The sequence below is a fragment of the Paenibacillus sp. 276b genome (genome assembly GCF_900107875.1).
In the GTDB taxonomy this organism is placed as follows: domain Bacteria; phylum Bacillota; class Bacilli; order Paenibacillales; family Paenibacillaceae; genus Paenibacillus; species Paenibacillus marchantiae.
Map to the genome: position 1 here is coordinate 611,269 of NZ_FNRR01000004.1, position 22,981 is coordinate 634,249.

Genomic DNA, 22,981 nt, shown 5'->3' on the forward strand with positions numbered 1-22,981 from the left:
TGCTTCATATTAAAGTGTAGAAATTTGCGTCAAATGAGGAGATGAACAAAATCATGAGTATCGATAAATATCAGGAAACGTACATTCAGACTAATTTTGCCGACCGTATTGGCGGCTCCAACTATGGTAAAGACACCAACATCTATAAATTCGAGAAAATCAAACGTGCCAAAGCTTCGGCTAAAAAAGATTTTCCCAATGTAGAATTGATTGACCTCGGCGTAGGTGAACCAGACGAGATGGCAGATGCAGGCATCGTAGCTGCATTGGCGGAGCAAGCCTCCAAACCTGAAAACCGTGGATACGCGGATAACGGTATTCCTGAATTCAAGGAAGCGGCAGCTGCTTACCTGAAAAATGTATTTAATGTTGAAGGTATCGATGCATCAACTGAAATCGTGCATTCCATCGGTTCCAAGCCAGCTTTGGCGATGATGCCTTCTTGCTTCATCAATCCAGGTGATGTAACGATTATGACGGTGCCAGGGTATCCGGTTATGGGTACACACACCAAATACCTGGGTGGTGAAGTGTTCAACATTCAATTGACCAAGGAGAACAACTTCCTGCCAGATCTGTCGGCTATTCCGGAAGATATCGCGAAACGTGCAAAGTTGCTCTATCTGAACTACCCGAATAACCCAACGGGCGCGAGTGCTACCGTGGAGTTCTTTACGGAAGTGGTTGAATGGGCGAAAAAATACAGCGTAGTCGTTGTACATGATGCTCCATACGCAGCATTGACTTATGACGGCAAAAAACCGTTCAGCTTCCTGTCTGTACCTGGTGCGAAGGATGTGGGCGTGGAATTACACTCCCTGTCCAAGTCCTACAACATGACAGGCTGGAGAATTGGTTTTGTTGCAGGTAACCCGCTTGTTGTCAAAGCATTCAGCGACGTGAAAGACAACAATGACTCTGGTCAGTTCATCGCGATCCAAAAGGCTGCTGCTTATGGATTGAACCACCCGGAAATCACGGAAAAAATCGCCGAGAAATATTCCCGTCGTCACGACCTGCTGGTAGCTGCACTGAACGAGCTGGGCTTCCAGGCTGAGAAACCTAAAGGTTCCTTCTTCCTTTATGTTGAAGCTCCAAAAGGTATTGTCGGAGGCCGCCGCTTTGAATCAGGCGAAGACTTCTCCCAGTTCCTGATCCGTGAGAAACTGATCTCTTCGGTGCCTTGGGATGATGCAGGTAACTTTGTTCGTTTCTCCGTTACCTTTGAAGCTAAAGGGGAAGAAGAAGAGAAACGTGTTATCGCTGAAATTAAACGCCGCCTGAGCGACGTGCAATTCGAATTTTAATTAATTCACATAATCATAATGATGTAAAGTAAAGAAAGAAGAGACCGGAAACGGTCTCTTTTTTTTATGCAAAAAATATAATTTCTCCCTGTAATACCTTTACAAAATTATACAAGCAACATATGATTAGATCTTTACGTTTATTTATTATAGTCAGAAGTTGCTTTTGAAGGGAGTAATGGAAATTGTTATCATCACGTACCAATACCGTGTCCACACCTGCTGCAGGGACAGGCAATACCGTTTCAGGCTTGCTTAAACTATTGAGGCCAAAACAATGGACCAAAAATTTGCTGTTGTTTGCCGCGCTGCTTTTTTCTTTTGAGGAAATTCGGACGGAGACCATTCTATCGACTTTGCTAGGTTTTATTTTATTTAGCCTTGTTGCAGGCTGCGTTTATATTTTAAACGATTATGTAGATCGCGACAGAGATCGTCAGCATCCAGTGAAGATGTTCCGTCCCCTTGCTTCTGGACAGGTCAACCCGGCTCACGCCTTGTTGTTCGGAATTCTGTTATTAATTCTTTCCGTTGGGACAGCCTTCGTGATGAACCCATTATTCGGAGTATTATGTATTGTTTATTTCCTATTGAATGTGTCGTACTCATTTGTACTCAAACATCTCGTTATTTTGGATATGATGACCATTGCGGCCGGATTTGTGCTTCGTGCGATTGCAGGCGGTGTCCTGATCCATGTGCCATTTACGCCGTGGTTCCTCATCTGTACGATGCTGCTGTCCCTGTTTCTGGCTATCGGCAAACGGAGGAATGAACTCACCCTGCTTGAGGGAAATACCGGTTCACACCGTAAAGTGTTGGATAACTACTCGATAACGTTATTGGATCAGTTCAATACCATTGTCACAACGGCGACCATTATTAGCTATTCGCTCTTTACGTTCACATCCGATCGTACCATTCATTTAATGTGGACGATTCCTTTGGTTATATACGGCATGTTCCGCTATCTGTATCTGATTCATATGAAGAACCAAGGTGGTTCCCCAGATCGAGTTCTATTTGAGGACAAGCCCATCTTGATCACGGTCATTTTGTATGTCATAAGTGTTATTTCGATTTTTGCTATTTTTGAATAAAAGTTTGAGTCTGGAAGGTAGAGGGGATCAGGGTGAAAAGCACGAAAATCGCCATCTTTGATATTGATAAAACGATTATACGCAGAGATTCCATGTTTCAGTTTGTACATTACGGCGTTCGCCGTTACCCATGGCAGGTATGGAGATTGCCTGTAATTGCATTTCATACCGCGCTGTTCAAGGCAGGTCTGATGACGGTTGAGCGTGTCAAACGTTCCTATTTCAAAAGCATTGAACGCATGTCCGAAAATGATCTGGAGCATTTTTTTGATACACGATTGCGTACTGCCATTTTTGCGGAGGCAAGTGTAGAGATGCAGCACCGTAAGGAAGCAGGCTATCATGTATTGCTGGTGACCGCATCTCCGCATGCCTATATGAAATATTTTAAAAACTTTCCCTGGGTGGATCATGTCATTGGTACCGATCTGGTTCGTCACTCGAATGGCTATACCTGTAGGATTGATGGCAGCAATTGCAAAGGGGATGAGAAGGTTCGTCGAATTCAGGCCTATCTGGATGAGAAAAAGATGGTGATTGATTATGATCAATCCTGCTCCTACTCCGACTCCTTATCCGATCTTCCAGTGATGCAGTTGGTGAGTCAGCGATACTTTATTAACAAGCGCGTGCCAGAGATGGAGGCATTGTCGTGGGGGAGATAAAAGGGCGCCATACAGGCAAGCTGTTGATGCTGGTCTCCGCTTTTCTTACAGCGACAGGCCAATTGTTCTGGAAGTGGGGGCTGACCGAGTGGATCTATCTGGGCATCGGCTTTCTCTGTTATGGGCTGGGTGCCATTTTGATGATCAAGGCTTTTGCTTTGGAAAAGCTGTCTGTGGCCTATCCTTTGATGTGTGCAAGCTATGTGTTTGCGCTGATCTATGGATACTTTTTGCTAGGAGAAGAAATTACGGTGCAGAAGTTGGCCGCTGTTGTGCTGCTTGGAATTGGGGTGACGTTGACCAGTGTTGATCGATAGCTGGATGATTGCTGTATTAATTGCAATGACCCTGTGTGGAGCGATGGGGGGAGCGGGTTTGAAAGCCTACGCTACCAGCCGCAAAAAGCTGCATGTTTTAATGGGGCTAGGATTCTATGGTACAGGTGCGCTGCTGAACATTGTATTGTTGAAATTTCTTCCCTTAACGGTTGTGCTGCCAGCCAATGCGTTAACGTATGTGTGGACGCTCATTATAGCGCGGTTTGCCTTTAAGGAAGCAGTGGGTCCTTTGCGCTGGATCGGTGTCACTTGTATTATGGGCGGGTTGTGTTTATTGGTTTTCTAGAATAATGAAACTGGATGTGAATGCATGAAATTTTTGGACTACATATTTTATAATCGCAGGACCAATTGGACGGCATTTGGCCTGTTTGCGGGTTTTGCTCTTTTTTACGCTCTCATGAATGGACCTTACGTGACGTACATTGCGAATCACGCAGAGCTACTTGGGTCATACACGCCATTTAGTACGACGCAGTTTCCACTTAATTTATTTAACTTCGATCCTTCCATGTATTACGGAAGCAACAGTTCTTCGGTTATTCATCCGTTAATTTCATTTCTAGCGGTCACGCTTGAAGCAGGTGCTCAATTGCTGGGCGGGAATTGGTTCTTTCTTGTCCTGCAGTCCCTTGTGAATGCGGGTTCGGTTGTGCTGGTATTTCTGTTTTTGAATCAAAAAGATAAACAAATCACCACACCGTTACTTTTCGCTTTATTGTTCGGTTTCAGCTCCTATCTGATGTTTACCGCGTTGATTCCGGATTCGTATCCGTACGTGCAGTTTGTTATCCTGTTCTCTGTGCTGTATATGCAGTACACCCGGGAACGCAAAGATGTCCGTTACATCCCTAATGCGCTGCTGGCATCCATCAATTTCGGACTGACGTCGACCAACATTGTACCATTTGCGGCCGCCATGTTTTTCAATTTGCGAACGTGGCGTAACAAGTCTGGTTGGAAAAAGTATATCGGGATTATGGCACTGGCCGTTGCCTTCATCGTAGTATTGACAGGAATCCAATACATCGCGTTTGGCGGTCGCAGTTGGGTCAGCAACTGGCTGCTTGGCATTCAAAATGGGGGAACAAGCTATGCCACTCCATTCCAGTTCGCAGCTCATTGGAAAGCTCTAAGTTTGCTAACGATTAATCCGATGCTGTCACCGAAAGTACATTTGCTGGACCCGGGTATGGTCGCGTTTGTAACAGATTTGACCCGTTCCAATCCGATCTATGTTCAGCTTACGGGTATATTTATCCTGTTGCTGGCGCTCACTGGGTTTTTCAAAGGCATCCGTGAACGGGAAGTGTGGACTCTTGTGCCATACATTCTGTTTGCCTTTTTACTTCATATCGTTGTTGGTTTCGGGCTGGCGGTATTTCAATACGATATGTACCTGTATGCGGGACACTATCTGTTTGCGTTTTTCCTCCTCGGTGGGGGCTTCGTCATCGGTCTTCGTCAGGGGCTGGGTAAAAAAGTGCTAATAGGCTTGATCATGATATGTATTCTCGTCACCGCAGGCAACAACATCTACCGTCATGTAGAAACTTTAACAACCATTAAGCAGTCCTATGATCAGTTGGAACAGGAACGTACAGTGAAATAATCAGAGATTCTCTATAATGAGACAAGGCCATTGGACTTTAAATCCAATGGCCTTGTCTTGTTTGGCATGATTCATTCGATATGTGCATGTTGGGATAAACAAAAGACCCACTGCGTTGATTACGCTGAGGGTCTCACGGACGATTTTAAGCAATAATTTTGGTCTTCTTGGCATTCTCGGCTGAACGTTTGGTGAGACTGCTGAGTGGACGTTTCAAAGCGAGTGCAACGATGAGACTTAGCGCGATGAACATGCACAACCACAGAATATCCTTGATGGCAGTCGACCACAAGATGCCGCCGACCGACTCACGCAGTAGACTAATCGCATACGTGAAGGGCATGAACGGATTCAATGCCTGGAAAAAGGGCGATGTCATGCTGATTGGAAACGTACCGCCGGAGCTGGAGAACTGAAACACCATGAAGATGATCGCGATCCCTTTTCCGATATTCCCAAAAACGGACAGCAGGGTGTACGTTATGGTAACAAATACGGCACTCACCAGCATGGCAAACAAGACAAACCACACTTTATCTGCGACATAGGTGCCGAGGATCAATATATCTCCCAGGCTGACACAGATCGCTTGAAGCAATCCAATAGTCAGAAAAGTGGCAAGACGTCCAAGATACAACTCGTATCCCCGGAACTTGCCTTCTGGATTCTCAGCTTCGGCACGAAGCAGGGAAATCAGTAGCGTTGAGCCGACCCACAAGGACAGCACGCCATAAAATGGTGACATGGCTGATCCGTAATTCGGAATCGGGTAAAGCTGTTGTTCCTTGATTTTCACCGGACTTGCTAGGAAAGCACTCTCTTCTTCAATGTCGCCGCGCAAAAGCTTGGCGAGCTCGGCAAACTGGTTATTACCTTCGACTTCTCTAAGTTTGTCTGCTGCTTTGCTGATGGCACTTTCCAATGCTGGCAAATCATCACGTACAAGCGTGGCAACACGATGTACTCCTTGTTCGACCTCCGGAAGCTGGTTCTGTACAAAATCGGATGCCTTGCCTATCTGTTTCTCGGCATTGGGCAGATCGTTCCGAACAAAATCAGCCGCTTCATTCAGCTTGGTGCCCAGCTTGGGCAGATCGTTTCGAATTAATGAAGATACTGTGTTCAAAGCTTGGATGAAGCCTTCACTTTTATTCACGAGTGTTTCCGATATCTCATGAATCTTAGATTGTATTTGAGGCAGTTCGCTCTGGATTTTTGTCAATTCAGTCTGCCCAAACGTAATCCCTTCTTTGGCTGACGCAAGAATGTCCGCGATATCCGGAATTCGATCTCTTGCTCCCTGTAGTGTATCTGCTGAAGTGGAAAGGATAGACCTCAGCTTATCCGCACCAGCCGCAAGAGCCGGCGATATTTCGCTCTCGTAGGTGTTCATGATATTGCCAATGCCGCTGCTAATGTCCTTGGAGAGAGCATTTAACTGGGCGATGACGTCTGCGGGCGGAGTTGTATTACGACGCAGAGCATCACTGATAATCCCTGTCAGGCGGATTTGCAGCTGAAGTTTATCTGAAATGGTGTTCAGCTGCGTAATTTTATTAGCAAGTGGATGGCTTGGAAGTAAGTTGTCGATTTTGCCCAGTAGTTCTGCCATACTGTCGACGAGTCTTACTGCAATCCCCAAACGGGCAGCGATCCGGTCCAGATCTTCTGCTGTCGGCAGGTTATTAAGATCTGTATTCTGCAATTGCCCAAATACGTCTGATGCAGCGTTTGAGATTTGCTGCACCAGCAGCAGGTTTTGCCGAATCGCCGGGCCTATAGCCTGAAATGCTTCTTCACTGGAATCCACAAAGTGATTTAAGCCTTCGGCCAGCTCAATCCCGTTACCAGCGATTTGGGATACTTTGTCCAGATCTTGCTCTGCGGCCGTTACGATAGAGAGAGCCTTATTGGTTTTATCCAGGGCCGTTTGGATGACACCTGATACCTGACCAAAGTTTGCATCCACTTCTTGAATACGTTCTACGGCTTTTTGAATATCGGGAATACGCCCCTGAATAGCCAACACCTCGGATGCTGCATCATTAATTTGTGGCCAATACTCCTGCACCTTGAGCACATACTGTGCGGCTTCATTGATTTCAGGCAGTTTTTTTTCGATCTCGACGATCTTTTGAGCATCTTTTACGATACCAGGCATGGCTTTTTCTACTTCCAGTACCTTTTGACCTGCAGCTTGTATATCCGGAAGATTTTTCTCCAGCGTGAATATGCCATTCTCCATCTTGCGCAAAGTTGGAAGCTGGGCATTGATCTCAACTCCGGCTTCCTTCAATTTGGTTAGAACAGCCTGACTGACGGCTTCAGTGAAATTTTCATTGATTTGTGTTGTTATCGCAGATACACCGGAACCCGTGATTTTTGGAGCGATGGCATTAACCTTCTCATTAACGGTATAGATTACCTCTGGGCGCTCCAGCTTCCCGTCAACGATACCTGTAATTTTGGTTGAAAAGTCCCCAGGAATGAGCAGGCTTGCATAATACTCTCCTGTTTGCACACCACGATCAGCCTCAGCCTGGCCCACAAAAGTCCATCCCAGCTTTTCGTTCTGTTTCAGGCTGGACACCAGTTCGTCTCCAATATTGACATTAGTTCCTGCAACAGTTGCACCCTTGTCCTCGGTTGTCACCGCAATTTTGATCCCTTGGGTGTTGCTGTATGGGTCCCATACGGACTTCACGTTGACCCAGTCATACACCCCGGGTAGTAAAATAATAGCCACAATTAGAAAAATACCTGTGGGAACCTTCAAAATATGCAACCAGTCTGTTTTGTAAACTTGCCAAATGTGACGCATAAATTCCTCCTAAATGTAAATAAATGTAGGTCTTATCTTATTTCTATGTCGCGTATTTGTAAATCCTTATGTATATCGGCTTTATTGAAGCATCTATGAATTGTTTCATGTTTATAAACTTTACCCATTTCGCTGGGTACTAATGCAGAGCCTTCATGTATTCCGTGTTTCTGGACGTTGAACTCTAAAATTAGAAGAGATGGATCATATTAAAAATGCATTCAGAACTTAAGATAGTTATGACGAAACTCATTGCATGTTCCAAAGAATAGGGCTCTGTCTCAACGTTGAGTATAGTCAGAGGATTATTTTGGTTGTAAGATTCTCCGCAATTGCCTATGGATAAATATACAGAATTATTGTATAATTATGAATAACGAATGAAATGTGATGTGTTTGGATGTTTTTCAGCCGAACTGCTGATTCTAAGGGAATACAGTAGAGGAATTTCGCCTGTGATGTTGAGGTGTTGACAGAGGGTTGTCTTTCTGTCATAATTCATGAAGACAAACGGACATATTGAGTACAGAACCCTGTGAGGTCCTGCAATATGAACGACATGAATAGCACCTTTAAATCAGTCCCGTGAGACTGGCAAGGTAACGTGAACGATACATCGTTTTTTGCTGCGGCAAATCAAGCGATGCATCCCGAGAGTAAACTTTCTTCAGAGCGGTCTGAAGTTCGGAGACTCCTTGCCAATGAACACGGCAAGGAGTCTTTTTTGTTCTCCTCGTCACGGGGCCATGATCTGAAAGGTAAATCCTGAGGAGGCTGAACGCATGAGCACAGAGACACATGTCATTATGGATGAAACCGCGATCCGCCGCGCATTAACACGGATTGCCCATGAGATTTTGGAAAAAAACAAAGGTATTGAGGGCTGTGTACTGATCGGTATTCGAACACGGGGTGTATACCTCGCAGAACGGATCGCCGCCAAGATTGAAGAAATCGAAGGTACACCGATCCCTTGGGGAGAGCTCGATGTGACCCCTTATCGCGATGATCGCTTGGATGAGAATAAAGCGAATCGCAAGGAACTGTTGACGATGACACCTGAATCACTTTCGATTCATAACAAAAAAGTGATTTTGTTCGATGATGTGCTTTATACCGGACGTACGATTCGCGCAGCGATGGATGCCCTGATGGATTGTGGAAGACCACAGAACATTCAGCTGGCGGTTCTCGCAGATCGCGGACACCGGGAACTTCCGATTCGACCTGATTTTATCGGCAAGAATGTGCCGACTTCTAAATCAGAGGAGATCGAGGTTGCACTGATAGAAACGGACGGACAGGACGAAGTCAAGATCATTCAGAACCGGGGGGAACAGGCATGATGATTACACAACCAGCATTGAAGGACCGGAGCTTGCTTGGCCTTAAGGACCTTAGCCGCGATGAGATCGACTCCATTCTGAACAGAGCAGCACATTGGGAAGCGCAGAAGGAGAAACTGGTTCCTGTACTGGAATCCCACTTCGTAGCCAACATGTTCTTCGAGAACAGCACGCGTACTCGCTTCTCATTTGAGATGGCAGAAAAACGTCTGGGTGCACAAGTACTGAACTTCACGGCGGCTGCATCAAGCGTGGAGAAAGGTGAATCCATCTATGATACGGTACGCACACTGGAGTCCATGGGCATTGACGCAGGAGTGATTCGGTTGAAACCTTCGGGTGTTCTGCAACAACTGGCTCAGAAAGTGAATGTTCCACTGGTGAATGCCGGAGACGGGAATAACGAGCACCCTACCCAGGCGTTGTTGGATCTCTACACGATGCGGAAGGCTTTCGGTGAGCTGAAAGGTTTGCGTGTGTCGATCATCGGAGACATCCTGCATAGCCGGGTAGCTCGCTCCAATCTGTGGGCACTGCAAAAGTTTGGTTCGGATGTGCGCTTCTGCGCACCGCAAACGATGCAGGCACCAGAGCTCGCAGAACACGCGCCTTATGTAGGTCTGGAAGAAGCACTCGATGCGGATGTAGTCATGATGCTCCGAGTTCAACTGGAACGTCATAAACATGGCCTGATTACTTCGGCTGAGGATTATCGCGAACACTACGGATTGACGGAAGAACGGGCATCACGCCTGAAACCAAGCACAATCATTATGCACCCTGCTCCTGTGAACCGAAATGTCGAGGTAGATGACGCGGTAGTGGAGAGCGCAGCATCGCGGATCTTCCCGCAGATGGCAAACGGTGTTCCAATCCGCATGGCGGTCATGGAACGTGCGATGAAACTGTAACAGGGTCTGGCTGTGGGTCATAGGCTGACGGGACGGAAGTTCTTATAGAGCAATGTGAGGGTACACGATAAAGAAAATCACCCGGCTTGTCTGGCAAGTCGGACAGAACCGAAGCGGAGGGCAATTATGCTACAGATTATAAAGAACGCGAACATCTTGAATCATCAAGGGGAACTTGAACGGAAAACGATCATTATAGATGAAGGAAAAATTCAAAAGATCGCTGGAGTGGAAGACGAAGCGGTACTGAAAGCAGAGCAATCAGCGCATAGCGTAACCGATGCTTCAGGCAAACTGGTCATTCCCGGTTTGATTGATATGCACGTGCATCTGCGTGAACCTGGATTCGAGCATAAAGAGACGATCGAGACGGGTGCCCGTTCGGCAGCACAAGGTGGTTTTACAACGATTGCATGTATGCCAAACACAAGACCGGTAACCGACAGCGCAGATGTCGTTAAGTTGGTTTTGGATAAAGCCAAAGAAGCCGACCTGGTTAAAGTACTGCCTTATGCAGCTATTACGAAGAACGAGCTTGGACGTGAACTTACGGATTTCGCCGCATTGAAAGAAGCGGGTGCGATTGGATTCACGGATGATGGGGTGGGCGTACAAAACGCTCAAATGATGAAAGATGCTATGAGCCTCGCAGCAAGTATGGATATGCCAGTCATCGCTCACTGCGAAGACGACTCATTGGTAGTTGGCGGATATGTGACAGAAGGCGAGTTTTCGAAGCGTCATGGTATCAAAGGTATCCCTAATGAATCCGAGGCCATCCACGTAGGCCGTGATATCCTGCTTGCAGAAGCAACGGGAGTTCACTACCACGTCTGCCACGTAAGTACGGAGCAGTCGGTTCGCTTGATTCGCCTGGCGAAGTCCATCGGTATTAAAGTAACTGCTGAGGTATGTCCGCACCATCTGGTATTGTCGGATGAGGATATCCCAGGTATGGATGCCAACTGGAAGATGAACCCGCCCCTACGCTCACCACGCGACGTGCAAGCTTGTATCGAAGGTTTGCTGGACGGAACACTGGATATGATCGTTACCGATCACGCGCCGCATAGCGAAGAAGAGAAAGCAAAAGGTATGGAGCTGGCACCGTTCGGTATCGTTGGATTCGAGACGGCTTTCCCGCTGTTGTACACGAAGTTTGTGGAAACAGGGCTTTGGAGCCTGGACTTCCTCGTGAAACGCATGACAGCAGATCCGGCACGGGTATTCCGACTGGATACTGGCAAGCTGGAAGAGGGAGCACCAGCGGATATCACGATGATTGACCTGAACGAGGAAAAAGCGGTTGATCCTGCAACGTTCGCAACCAAAGGAAGAAACACACCATTCACAGGCTGGAAGCTAAAAGGATGGCCGGTACAGACATGGGTGGACGGCAAAAGCGTGTGGAATAACACGGTACAACAGTAAATCAGTAACTTATTAGATCAATAAATCAATAAGCTTTTCCTCTTTAATTCTTTTAAAACAACAAGGCTTTATAACTCTAAATCTACAACCTATACACCATAACATCTTTACAACTAACTCAAGGCAGACCATGCCGAGAGTCAAACATACGAAACAAAGAAAAGTTGAATAATGCTTTTGAACATGGACACCAACGTAACTGTGGAGTGGGCAGAAAGAACCCGAAGAAGCAAAGCGTTCGCCTTTATCACCGGATTACTCCATTTGAAGAATGGGATCAAAGTAATCCGGAGATAACAGCGATCAAAGGGTTTTCTGCCCACGGAGCCGCACCAAACGTAACGTCCCCCATGTTCAACTCAAAGTATTCAACGTTGATAAACACAGAGGAGTGAAATGGGATGCAGGCACAGGCAAGATTATTGTTGGAAGACGGCACACTGTTCACCGGGAAAGCATTCGGTGCTGAAGGTGAAACAACAGGTGAGGTCGTTTTTAATACGGGAATTACAGGCTATCAAGAGGTGCTTTCGGATCCTTCTTATTGCGGTCAAATCGTAACCATGACGTACCCACTGATTGGTAACTACGGCATTACGCGTGACGACTTCGAGTCGATTCGTCCATTCGTACATGGTTTTGTGGTACGTCGTCATGAGCCGACACCAAGTAACTGGCGTGCGGAATACAGCGTAGACGATTTGCTTAAAGAGTATGGCATCGTAGGAATCAGCGAGATTGATACACGGATGCTGACTCGCCGGATTCGTCACCACGGCACAATGAAAGGAATTCTCACAACAGGATCGAAACCTGTGGAAGAGTTGCTGGAGATGATGGGAGACACCAGCATCGCTGAGCTGCGTAACCAGGTTCCTATGACTTCTACTCAACATGTTTACAACAGCCCGGGAACGGGTGAACGCATTGTATTGGTTGACTACGGTGCCAAAACAGGGATTTTGCGTGAACTCAGCAAACGTAACTGTGACGTTGTCGTCGTTCCGCATGATGTAACAGCGGACGAAATCCGCCGCATGAACCCGGATGGCATCCAGCTGTCCAACGGCCCTGGGGACCCGAAAGACGTTCCTCACGCGGTTAAAATGATCAGTGAACTGCTCGGCGAATATCCGATCTTCGGAATCTGCCTGGGTCACCAACTGTTCGCACTTGCGGCAGGAGCCGATACAGAGAAACTCAAGTTTGGACACCGCGGCGGAAACCACCCGGTTAAAGAACTGGAGAGCGGACGTTGCTTCATCACATCCCAGAACCACGGTTACACCGTAAACGAAGAATCCGTGAAAAATACGGAGCTTGAAGTGACACATATCAACAATAATGATAAGACCATTGAAGGTCTGAAACATAAATCCTTCCCGGCATTCTCGGTTCAATATCACCCTGAAGCAGCCCCGGGTCCTTACGACAATAGCTATCTGTTCGACCGCTTCATCGAGATGATTCGCGAGCACAAGATCACTAACCCGCAAAAGCCGCGTCAAGCCGTATTGGCAGCCGCAGTGAAAGGAGCACAATAACATGCCGATTAACAAAGATCTCAAAAAAATCCTGGTGATTGGTTCAGGTCCAATCGTCATCGGTCAAGCGGCCGAGTTCGACTATGCCGGTACACAAGCATGCCAGGCACTGAAAGAAGAAGGCGTGGAAGTTGTACTCATCAACAGCAACCCGGCTACGATTATGACGGATACCAACATGGCTGATAAAGTGTACATTGAACCGATTACACTGGATTTTGTAACGCAAATCATTCGTCAGGAACGTCCAGACGGTTTGCTGCCAACCCTTGGCGGTCAAACGGGTCTGAACATGGCTGTGGAACTGGCACGTGCTGGCGTCCTTGAGCGTGAGAATGTCAAACTACTCGGAACACAGCTCACATCCATTGAGAAAGCGGAAGACCGTGATTTGTTCCGTGATCTAATGCGTGAACTGGAACAGCCTGTACCCGAAAGTGTAATCGTAACAACACTTGAGGAATCACTTGATTTTGCGAATGAGATTGGTTATCCAATCATCGTCCGTCCAGCCTACACGCTTGGCGGAACAGGCGGCGGGATCTGTTCGAACGAAGAAGAACTGCGTGAAACCGTAGCAGCAGGAATTCGTTACAGCCCGATCGGGCAATGTCTGGTGGAGAAAAGCATTGCTGGCATGAAAGAAGTCGAGTATGAGGTTATGCGTGACAAGAACGATAATTGTATCGTAGTCTGCAACATGGAAAACTTTGACCCGGTAGGTGTTCATACAGGTGACAGTATCGTTGTGGCGCCAAGCCAGACGCTGTCTGACCGTGAATATCAAATGCTGCGCTCAGCTTCCCTGAAAATCATCCGTGCCCTCAACATCGAAGGTGGATGTAACGTGCAGTTTGCGCTTGATCCGCACAGCTTCCAGTACTATGTTATCGAAGTTAACCCACGGGTAAGCCGCTCTTCGGCACTAGCTTCCAAAGCAACGGGCTATCCAATTGCTAAGATGGCTGCCAAAATTGCCATGGGTTACACACTGGACGAAATCGTGAACCCGGTAACAGGCCAAACATATGCATGCTTTGAGCCAACACTGGACTATATCGTGAGCAAAATCCCACGCTGGCCGTTTGACAAGTTTATCTCAGCGAACCGCAAACTGGGTACACAGATGAAAGCGACAGGCGAAGTTATGGCGATTGGCCGTACATTTGAAGAGTCAATTCATAAAGCTGTTCGTTCCCTGGAAATCGGCGTACACCGTCTCTATCTGAAAGATGCCGAAACCCTGGATGAAGCAACGCTGAACGAGCGTCTGGTCAAAGCCGACGATGAGCGTATCTTCCTGATCGCTGAAGCATTCCGCAGAGGGTATACATTGCAACAGCTTCAAGATCTGACGAAGATTGACTGGTGGTTCCTGGATAAACTCGAAGGGCTGATCCGCTTCGAAGATCGCATTCGTGAGGAATCCGAATTGTCCTCCGAAACCTTGTATCAAGCGAAGCGTCTTGGCTTCACAGACCGTGCCATTGCTGAGCTGCGGGCTGAAGGTCAACCAGGAGGTACGCTGACGAAAGAAGCTGAAATCAGAGCACGTCGTGAAGAGGAAAACCTTCGCCCAGTCTACAAAATGGTAGATACATGTGCAGCTGAGTTTGAAGCAACAACGCCATATTACTACTCTACTTACGAAACTGAGAATGAAGTCATTCCTTCAGATAAGAAAAAAGTAGTCGTACTTGGTTCTGGTCCAATCCGGATCGGTCAAGGGATTGAGTTTGACTACTCCACAGTACACGCGGTATGGGCTCTGCAAAAAGCAGGCTATGAAGCAGTTATCATCAATAACAACCCGGAGACGGTGTCTACGGACTTTAATACATCGGATCGCTTGTACTTTGAACCCCTGTTCTTCGAAGATGTAATGAACGTTATCGAACAGGAACAGCCGGTAGGTGTTATCGTACAGTTTGGTGGTCAAACAGCAATCAACCTGGCAGCACCACTACGTGCCGCTGGTGTAACGATTCTCGGAACAGATCTGGAAAACATTGATGAGGCAGAGGATCGCAAGAAGTTCGAGCGTTTGCTCTCCCGTCTGGAAATTGCACAACCAAAAGGAAAAACAGTCATTTCGGTAGATGATGCGGTTGAAACGGCTCAAAGTCTGGGTTACCCGGTACTGGTTCGCCCTTCCTATGTACTCGGCGGTCGTGCGATGGAGATTGTATACTCCGATGCAGAATTGCTGACATATATGGAACAGGCGGTTAAAATCAACCCGGAGCATCCGGTCCTGATCGACCGTTACATGATGGGGAAAGAGGGTGAGGTTGACGCGATCTGTGATGGTGAAACGGTATTGATTCCGGGTATCATGGAGCATATCGAGCGCGCAGGGGTTCACTCCGGTGACTCCATCGCGGTTTATCCGCCACAGCACCTGTCCCAGGATCTCAAAGAGAAAATTGTAGAGATTACAATCAAGATTGCAAAAGAACTGAAAACGATCGGTTTGGTTAACATCCAGTTTGTTATCCATAAGGGTCAAGTGTACATCATCGAGGTGAACCCGCGTTCATCCCGTACAGTACCTTTCCTGAGCAAAGTAACCAACATTCCGATGGCGAACCTGGCAACACAAGCCATTCTGGGCGTGAAGCTGAAAGACCTCGGATATGTCGACGGTCTATGGCCTGAATCGGATCATGTTTCCGTAAAAGTTCCGGTCTTCTCCTTCGCGAAGCTGCGTCGTGTGGAACCAACGCTTGGACCTGAGATGAAATCCACAGGTGAGGTTATGGGTCGTGACCCGAATTACGCTAAAGCGTTGTTCAAAGGTCTTATCGGTGCAGGCATGAAGATCCCGGCCACCGGAGCAATCGTGGTAACGGTAGCGGACAAAGACAAAGAGGAAGCTGTTCCACTGCTTGAAGGTTTCTATAGACTGGGATACAAAATCATGGCTACCGGAGGCACGGCAGCTGCGCTTGAAGCAGCGAACATTCCGGTGACGACGGTGAACAAACTAAGTGAAGGTTCGCCGAACATTCTCGATATGATCCGTAGCGGCGAAGCAAACTTTGTGTTCAATACGCTGACCAAAGGCAAAACCCCGCAGCGTGACGGATTCCGTATTCGTCGTGAGGCGGTAGAGAACGGCATTGTATGTATGACTTCACTGGATACGATCCGTGCCCTGTTGATCATGCTGCAAACGATCAACTTCTCCTCTGAGGCTATGCCAGCTCTTGTAAAATAAATAAGACGATTTGTCACTGATCAAGGACATCAGTCAGCCTTCGGGCTGGCGGGATGTCCTTTATATCGGGCAAAAAACGGAAAAATCAAGCTTTTGGAAGGAGCGCTGGAATATGAATCACCCGAATTTCAACGAAATGGCTGGCCGTCTGATGGTGGCACTCGATTATCCCGGAGCAGAGCAAGCACAGGAATTGGTACAAGCCCTCGAAGGCATTCCCTGTTATCTGAAGGTGGGCATGCAGCTGTTCTACGCCGCTGGCCCGGACTTCATTCGCGAGCTGAAGTCGAAGGGGTACTCGGTATTCCTTGACGTGAAGATGCATGATATTCCAAACACGGTTCGTGGGGGTGCTGAAAGCATCACCCGTCTGGGAGTGGATATGTTCAATGTGCATGCAGCTGGTGGTACAAGCATGATGCGTGCTGCTCGTGAAGGTGCTGAGGCGGCTCTGGCTGCTGACCCATCCTTGCGTAGACCTGAGATTATTGCGGTTACCCAGCTGACCAGTACCAGCCAGGAAACGATGAATGCCGAGATCGGCATCCAGGGCAGCGTTGAGGCAGCAGTAGTCCGTTATGCAGGACTGGCCCATGAGGCAGGTCTTGATGGCGTCGTTGCTTCCCCGTTGGAAGTACCGGCGATCCGCGCAGCCTGTGGCAGTGATTTTCACACGGTCACACCAGGCATCCGCCCAGCGGGAAGTGGCCTCGGAGACCAGACTCGTGTCCTGACGCCAGGTGAAGCCATTGCCAGAGGCAGCCATTACATTGTTGTAGGCAGACCCATTACGGGCGCTCCCAATCCACGTGAAGCGGCAGAAACCATTTTGAAGGAGATGTTGAACGCATGATCGAACTTACTGAGATTCCTAACCATATTGCTTCCCAACTGTTGAAAATTAAAGCGGTGGCGCTGCGTCCGCAGCAGCCATTTACCTGGACATCCGGCATCAAATCACCAATCTATTGTGATAACCGTCTAACGATGTCTTATCCCGAGATTCGTAACGACATTGCTGAAGCCTTTGCTGCGATCATTCGTGATCAATATCCCGATGCAGAAGTCATCGCAGGTACAGCAACCGCGGGTATCCCGCATGCTGCCTGGGTGGCGCAAAAGCTGAATCTGCCGATGGCATACATTCGTGATAAAGCCAAAGGACATGGCAAAGAGAACCTGATTGAAGGACTGATCACTGAGGGGCAGAAGGTTGTTGTCATTGAAGACCTGATCTCGACAGGTGGCAGTTCAATCAAAGCCGCTGAAGCAGTACGTGTAGCCGGGGCGACTCCATTGGCTGTACTGGCGATTTTCAGCTATCAGCTCGACAAAGGAATTAAGGCTTTTGAAGAAGCGGGAATTCCGCTGCAAACCCTGTCCAATTACACAGCTCTGATGGATGTGGCTTTGGCTGAGGGTTCAATCCAGGAGAGTGATTTTGAACTGCTCAAATCCTGGCGTGAAGATCCTTCTTCATTTGGTAAATAATATCATTCACACCCGACTGAACAGTTTGATTGTGAACGGTATCAAAATTGTAATGATTGCCGCCATAGAGGCAAATTCAGCGAATAATCAAGAGGCATCCCGCACTTTGGGGTGCTTTTTTCGTTTGTTCATCAAAATATTAACTTTTTCACTGGAACGTTGTAAAAAGCTTGTAACTTTTAGTTGTGATCCGTCGTTTATAATGCAGTGTAGTATGGAATAGATTTCTATTTTTAGTGTCTTGATGAAGTGAACGGGATATGAAGAAAGGATGAGCGTGATTGCTGGCATGAAGAATTTATTTTCAAAAATCAGACCTGCCAAGAGCCAGTCAGGCGAGGACAGTGCAGTCGGACTCACGGAGCAGCAGGAACCAGTCGGGCAGGAGGAATCGGCATACATAAGTGAACCGCAGAATACATCCATCGACCCGCACGACATAACCAGTGAAACAAGCCAAGAGGAAGTTGCGGTTGCAGCAGCTGAACCTGAAGTGAAGTCCAAGCCCTCCAAGAAGGATCTGTTACCTCCATATGACGGACCTGTGCTGGAGGTTCGCAATGTTCATCGCAGTTTCCAGACGGGTAGCCGTATTATTCATGTGCTCAAAGGCATCGATATGGAAGTGAACCCGCAACAGCTGGTGATGTTGAAAGGGCGGTCGGGCTCAGGGAAAACAACGCTGCTCAATATGCTGGGTGGGCTGGATCAGCCATCCAGTGGAGACATTCTGTTCTCCGGCCAGCCTCTTCAAGATTGGGGAGACCGGCGGCGGACCGCTTTGCGGCGCAGAGAAATTGGTTTTATTTTTCAGGCGTATGCGCTTATGCCCTTGTTGTCTGCCTGGGAAAATGTAGAGCTGTCGCTGCGCATGGCGGACGTGCCGCGTTCGGAATGGAAGGACCGGGTAGGTCATTGTCTGGATCTGGTCGGACTAACCAAACGGGTCAAGCACCGTCCATTCGAGATGTCCGGGGGAGAGCAGCAGCGGGTGGCCATCGCCAAGGCGATAGCCCACAGACCGAGATTATTGCTCGCGGATGAGCCGACAGCTGAACTCGATTCCAAAATGGGAGCACAGGTTATGGCTGTATTTCGCAATATTATTGAAGTTGAACAAGTAACGATCTGTATGACTACACACGATCCTACGATTTTGGAGGTTGCGGACCATGTTTATGAAATGGCGGACGGCAGATTTATCAAGTAAAGGGGCCGCTCCGAAGAGGGGGAAACGCGCAGCGCTTATTGTGCTTAGTGCGATAGTGGCTGCAACGATGTCCGGCTGCTCTTTGCTGCCGGCTGAGACAGAGGAAGAAGTACTTCCGCCAATTACACCGCCAACGATCTCCAAGAAGCCGGAATATGAAGTTCGGACAGAGACGCTGGAGAAGAAAGTAAGCGGAAGCGGCAAGATGATGAGCCAGCGGGAAGAAAAGGTGTATTTTACGCTGGACGGTATGCATATCAAAGAGTTGAATGTAAAACCAGGGGATAAAGTGAAAAAAGGTCAACTTCTCGCTGTTCTTGATGTAGAGAGCGTGGAGAAGGAAATCCGGGCCAAAAACCTGCAGATTCGCAAATCGGAAGTGCAAATGAAGGAAACGCTTCGCAAACGGGATGAGATGGACCCGGTAGAGTTCGAAGAGTCCACGATTGCCTTTGAAGAACTTCGTCAGGAACTCGCCGATCTGGAGGATCAGTTGGGTAAAGCCACTTTGACCGCTCCATTCGGTGGAACAGTCATTGCTGTGCAGGTGGAGAAGGGCGCGGCTGTCAAAGCTTATGACCCGATTGCGACTATAGCAGATACATCCAACCTGGTTGTCGCAGCTACGTTTGCCAAGGAAGATTTGGAAAAGTTCTCGGCTGGCATGAAGGCGGATGTGGACATTAATGGGGCAGGCAAAGTGGCTGGCAAAGTTAAAGTGATGCCTGTTGCCCAAGCATCGGGTAGTGGAAGTGGTAACGGCGGAGGTTCGGGGGAAGGCGGAACGCCTCCAGCGAAAGAAAGCCTGGATCAATATGTTATCGTCTCGCTGGCGAAAATGCCCAAAGGGGTTGAACGCGGTACACCTCTAACGGTTTCGATTGTCACGCAGCGAACAGAGAACGCGATTGTCATTCCAGTATCCGCTCTGCGCTCCATCGGTTCAAGAACGTACGTGCAAGTGGTGGAGAGTGATGGAAGCAAGCGTGAAGTGGACGTAGAAGTTGGGCAGCAGACATCCACGGATGTGGAGATTCTGAAAGGTCTGACCGTTGGACAGAAAGTAGTGGGCCGCTAATGGGGCTGCCATTGCTTCGACTGTTGTTCCGCAAAATGTGGAACACTCGCTGGATGACGTTCAGCACACTAATCGGACTGATTGTGGCGGTAGCGTTCACCGTTAGTATTCCGATGTATGCCGATGGTGCGCTGAAGCGGGTCGTGGCCCAGACGCTGCAGGATAACAGTGAGGGACTGCCAGCCGGCTCGTTGCTCATGAGTTACCAGGCACCTGGTGGTGTGAAGACAGATACACGTGGTCTGGAAGAGGTGGATCGATATATCCGCGAGGATGTGCCCCGTGACATTGGATTTCCTTTTCATACGTTTGTGAACTCCCGTTCCATCCGCAGCACGGAAGTGAACCCGGAAGACCCAACGAAAGTGGATGCCAGCCGGGTCCGCAGCATGAGTCTGGGGACGATGACAGGCCTGGATGCACAGGTTAATTATTCTGCGGGAGTGAAGCCGGGCAACCAGGTCAAGGGCGATACGATTGAAGCGGTCATGCTCGAAGAGGGCATGTATCGTAACGATCTGCATATCGGAGATGTTCTGGAATATCCAATTTACAGCGGTCTCGATATTACGTTGCGTGTGAAGATTATAGGTTCTTTCAAAGCCGATGATCCTAGCAGCCCGTATTGGGTACAGGGATTTGACGGTATGATGAACGGACTATATGTGGATGAATCGGTATTTAATAATGTTTTGTTAAAGGAAAAAGGGATCCCTCTTCAGAATTCACGTTGGTATTATGCATTTGATCTGAAAGAGATTCAAACGAGCCAGCTCTCGGGATTGACCTCTGTGCTGGAAAGGCTGGATATCGATCTGTATCAGCGGTTGAAGGATACGAAAGTGGACATCACCTTCGGGGATCTGCTGAAACAATTCCGCAGTCAGAGTCTGCAATTGCAGACCATGCTGTTCACACTGGCAGCACCGATGATTGCGATGGTCTTTTATTTTATTGCCATGAATGCCAGACAGTCGTTACAGAAGCAGGAAAGTGACATTGCGGTTCTGCGCAGTCGCGGAGCTTCTGCCCGGCAGATATTCTCTCTTTATCTGCTTGAAGGTATATTCCTGGGAGCGATTGCTCTTGTCATCGGACCGTTTCTTGGATGGTTTATGGCGAAAAGCATCGGTTCAGCGAGTGGATTCCTGTCGTTCGTGGATCGGAAATCCATTCCGATTGGAATATCGAAAGAAGCCATCCTGCTTGGCCTTATCGCCGTGTTGGTGGCAATTATAGCTTCTCTCATTCCGGCAGTAACCTATGCGCGGGCGACGATTGTATCGGCTAAGCGGCGGCAAGCACGTACAGATCGTGCGCCGGTATGGCAGCGCTGGTTCCTGGATATCGCGCTGTTGGGGCTCGCCGGATATGGATACTACTTGTTCTATGAACGGCAAATGTTGACGTTCCAGACCGGAATGACGACAGATCAGCTTCAGGTACAGCCGTTTCTGTTCTTTGTACCGGCACTCGCGATCTTTGCACTGGGACTGTTCTTCTTACGATTGTTCCCGTGGATTTTGAAGTTGATTCAGCTGATCGGGCGCAAGTTTCTCCCGGTTCCACTGTATCTGACACTGACGCAGCTTTCACGTTCATCATCTTCTTATTATCCTTTGATGATCCTGCTTGTATTGACACTCGGACTCGGTGTGTATAACTCGGCGGCGGCTCGTACCATTGATCTGAACTCAACCGAGCGTACGTTATATCGCTATGGTTCGGATGTTATTATGCAGACGGTATGGGAAGGCACACCTGAGGTTAAGCCAACGGGTTCCGGACAAAACGGAGGTTCAGGCGGTGGACAGGGTGGAGGAAACGGTGGCGGTGGTTCTGGAGGCGGCGGTAACGGCGGCGGAGGTGGATCAGGTGGGGGCGGTGGTACTTCACAACCCACGAAGATGATCTATTCCGAGCCACCTTTTGAAGTGTTCCGCAGCCTGAATGGTGTCGAACATGCAGCGAGAGTGTTGCAAACGAAAGGCAACATTATTGTCTCTGGCAAATCAGGTGGACAGGGAATGCTGGTGGGGATCGACAATGTGGATTTTGCCCAAGTGGCGTGGTTCCGTAACGATCTGTTCCCGGCTCATCCTTATAAGTACCTTGACTTGCTTGGAAAATATGAAGGGGCCGTATTGGTCTCTTCCAAATTTGCAGACAAATTCAAGCTCAAAACCGGAGACCTCGTCTCCATTGGTGTACAGGGCCAGGCGATTGAATTTGTGGTCTTTGGCATTATACCTTACTGGCCTGCCCAGTACCCGGATCAAATGCCGTTTTTCATTGCCAATCTGGATTACATCTATGATCAGGTGCCTCTGATTCCATATGAGGTCTGGCTGAAGATGGAGCCGGATGCCAAAGTTGCTCCTTTGATGGAGAAACTTGCAGCTGAAGGCATTGAATTATCGTCTGTGCGCGATGTGCGTACAGAGCTGGTATCCCAGGGCAAACATCCGTCAAGAGGCGGGGTGTTCGGCATACTGAGTCTCGGATTCCTTGTCTCGGTGATTATTTCCCTGATCGGATACATTCTGTACTGGTTCTTCAATCTATCCGGGCGTGTAGTACAGTTCGGTGTCCTGAGGGCGATGGGATTATCCCGGGCACAATTGAGCGGTATGTTGCTGTTAGAGCAGGTGTTCACGGCGGGTCTGTCCATCATTCTTGGTATTGGCATTGGTCAGGTATCCAGCCGTCTGTTCCTGCCCTTCCTGCAAACGACAGATAATGTGTCCGCACAGGTACCTCCGTTCCGAATTGTATTTGAAGAGAAAGATATGTTGCAACTATACGGCGTGACCGTGGTCATGCTGATCATTGGAGCAACGATGCTGCTGTGGCAAATCCGCAGGCTGCGAGTTCACCAGGCAGTCAAAATGGGAGAGGAGAGGTAAA

17 protein-coding genes are annotated in these 22,981 nt (G+C 48.3%); 16 read left to right on the forward strand and 1 reads right to left on the reverse strand.

The genetic code is table 11. From position 1 onward, the window contains the following. Positions 1-53: 53 nt before the first annotated feature. The 6 genes from BLV50_RS21955 (at position 54) to BLV50_RS21980 (ending at position 5,022) form a co-directional block, all read left to right on the forward strand. Positions 54-1,307 carry an LL-diaminopimelate aminotransferase gene (locus BLV50_RS21955; protein ID WP_063567860.1) on the forward strand — a complete coding sequence of 418 codons (1,254 nt, stop codon included), beginning with the start codon at positions 54-56 and terminating at the stop codon, positions 1,305-1,307. A 185-nt stretch (positions 1,308-1,492) separates the two neighbouring features. Further along, entirely contained in the window at positions 1,493-2,407 is a 915-nt protein-coding gene (locus BLV50_RS21960; protein ID WP_371121651.1) for a decaprenyl-phosphate phosphoribosyltransferase, read from the forward strand. Between the two features lie 32 nt (positions 2,408-2,439). After that, positions 2,440-3,072, forward strand: a complete 633-nt coding sequence (locus tag BLV50_RS21965; RefSeq protein ID WP_079696187.1) for an HAD-IB family hydrolase — start codon at positions 2,440-2,442, stop codon at positions 3,070-3,072. Between the two features lie 26 nt (positions 3,073-3,098). Further along, the gene (locus BLV50_RS21970) at positions 3,099-3,389 is read left to right on the forward strand and encodes an EamA family transporter (RefSeq protein ID WP_090810048.1); all 291 of its coding nucleotides are present in this window, start codon (positions 3,099-3,101) and stop codon (positions 3,387-3,389) included. A 4-nt stretch (positions 3,390-3,393) separates the two neighbouring features. Then, the gene (locus BLV50_RS21975; protein ID WP_256338016.1) at positions 3,394-3,696 is read left to right on the forward strand and encodes a DMT family transporter; all 303 of its coding nucleotides are present in this window, start codon (positions 3,394-3,396) and stop codon (positions 3,694-3,696) included. A gap of 24 nt (positions 3,697-3,720) precedes the next feature. Then, positions 3,721-5,022 carry a DUF6080 domain-containing protein gene (locus BLV50_RS21980; RefSeq protein WP_090809959.1) on the forward strand — a complete coding sequence of 434 codons (1,302 nt, stop codon included), beginning with the start codon at positions 3,721-3,723 and terminating at the stop codon, positions 5,020-5,022. Positions 5,023-5,167: 145 nt separating this feature from the next. On the opposite strand, the gene BLV50_RS21985 is transcribed toward BLV50_RS21980, so the two are convergent. Beyond that, positions 5,168-7,843, reverse strand: a complete 2,676-nt coding sequence (locus BLV50_RS21985) for a YhgE/Pip domain-containing protein (protein ID WP_090809961.1) — start codon at positions 7,841-7,843, stop codon at positions 5,168-5,170. 782 nt (positions 7,844-8,625) lie between these two features. On the opposite strand from BLV50_RS21985, the gene pyrR reads away from it, so the two are divergent. The 10 genes from pyrR to BLV50_RS22035 all read left to right on the forward strand — a co-directional run bounded on the left by pyrR (position 8,626) and on the right by BLV50_RS22035 (position 22,980). Next, positions 8,626-9,189, forward strand: a complete 564-nt coding sequence (gene pyrR, locus BLV50_RS21990; protein ID WP_053784191.1) for a bifunctional pyr operon transcriptional regulator/uracil phosphoribosyltransferase PyrR — start codon at positions 8,626-8,628, stop codon at positions 9,187-9,189. Further along, positions 9,189-10,100: an aspartate carbamoyltransferase catalytic subunit gene (locus tag BLV50_RS21995; protein ID WP_090810050.1), complete on the forward strand. Its 912-nt coding sequence runs from the start codon at positions 9,189-9,191 to the stop codon at positions 10,098-10,100. Before pyrR ends, BLV50_RS21995 begins: the two co-directional genes overlap by 1 nt. 126 nt (positions 10,101-10,226) lie before the next feature. Then, positions 10,227-11,531, forward strand: coding sequence for a dihydroorotase (locus tag BLV50_RS22000; protein WP_072734473.1), 1,305 nt, complete (start codon positions 10,227-10,229; stop codon positions 11,529-11,531). Positions 11,532-11,932: 401 nt separating this feature from the next. After that, positions 11,933-13,075: a glutamine-hydrolyzing carbamoyl-phosphate synthase small subunit gene (gene carA, locus BLV50_RS22005; protein WP_090809963.1), complete on the forward strand. Its 1,143-nt coding sequence runs from the start codon at positions 11,933-11,935 to the stop codon at positions 13,073-13,075. A gap of 1 nt (position 13,076) precedes the next feature. After that, positions 13,077-16,295 carry a carbamoyl-phosphate synthase large subunit gene (carB, locus tag BLV50_RS22010; RefSeq protein WP_090809965.1) on the forward strand — a complete coding sequence of 1,073 codons (3,219 nt, stop codon included), beginning with the start codon at positions 13,077-13,079 and terminating at the stop codon, positions 16,293-16,295. A 112-nt stretch (positions 16,296-16,407) separates the two neighbouring features. After that, positions 16,408-17,148: an orotidine-5'-phosphate decarboxylase gene (gene pyrF, locus BLV50_RS22015; RefSeq protein ID WP_064636479.1), complete on the forward strand. Its 741-nt coding sequence runs from the start codon at positions 16,408-16,410 to the stop codon at positions 17,146-17,148. After that, on the forward strand, positions 17,145-17,786 hold the full coding sequence (gene pyrE / locus BLV50_RS22020; protein WP_090809967.1) for an orotate phosphoribosyltransferase: 642 nt from the start codon (positions 17,145-17,147) through the stop codon (positions 17,784-17,786). The genes pyrF and pyrE overlap by 4 nt, the downstream gene beginning before the upstream one ends. Positions 17,787-18,075: 289 nt before the next feature. Next, positions 18,076-18,996 (forward strand): ABC transporter ATP-binding protein, encoded by a 921-nt coding sequence (locus tag BLV50_RS22025; RefSeq protein WP_256338017.1) that lies wholly within the window; start codon positions 18,076-18,078, stop codon positions 18,994-18,996. Further along, positions 18,959-20,074 carry an efflux RND transporter periplasmic adaptor subunit gene (locus BLV50_RS22030; protein WP_079696183.1) on the forward strand — a complete coding sequence of 372 codons (1,116 nt, stop codon included), beginning with the start codon at positions 18,959-18,961 and terminating at the stop codon, positions 20,072-20,074. The genes BLV50_RS22025 and BLV50_RS22030 overlap by 38 nt, the downstream gene beginning before the upstream one ends. After that, positions 20,074-22,980 carry an ABC transporter permease gene (locus BLV50_RS22035; protein ID WP_090809968.1) on the forward strand — a complete coding sequence of 969 codons (2,907 nt, stop codon included), beginning with the start codon at positions 20,074-20,076 and terminating at the stop codon, positions 22,978-22,980. Before BLV50_RS22030 ends, BLV50_RS22035 begins: the two co-directional genes overlap by 1 nt. Position 22,981: the final 1 nt, after the last annotated feature.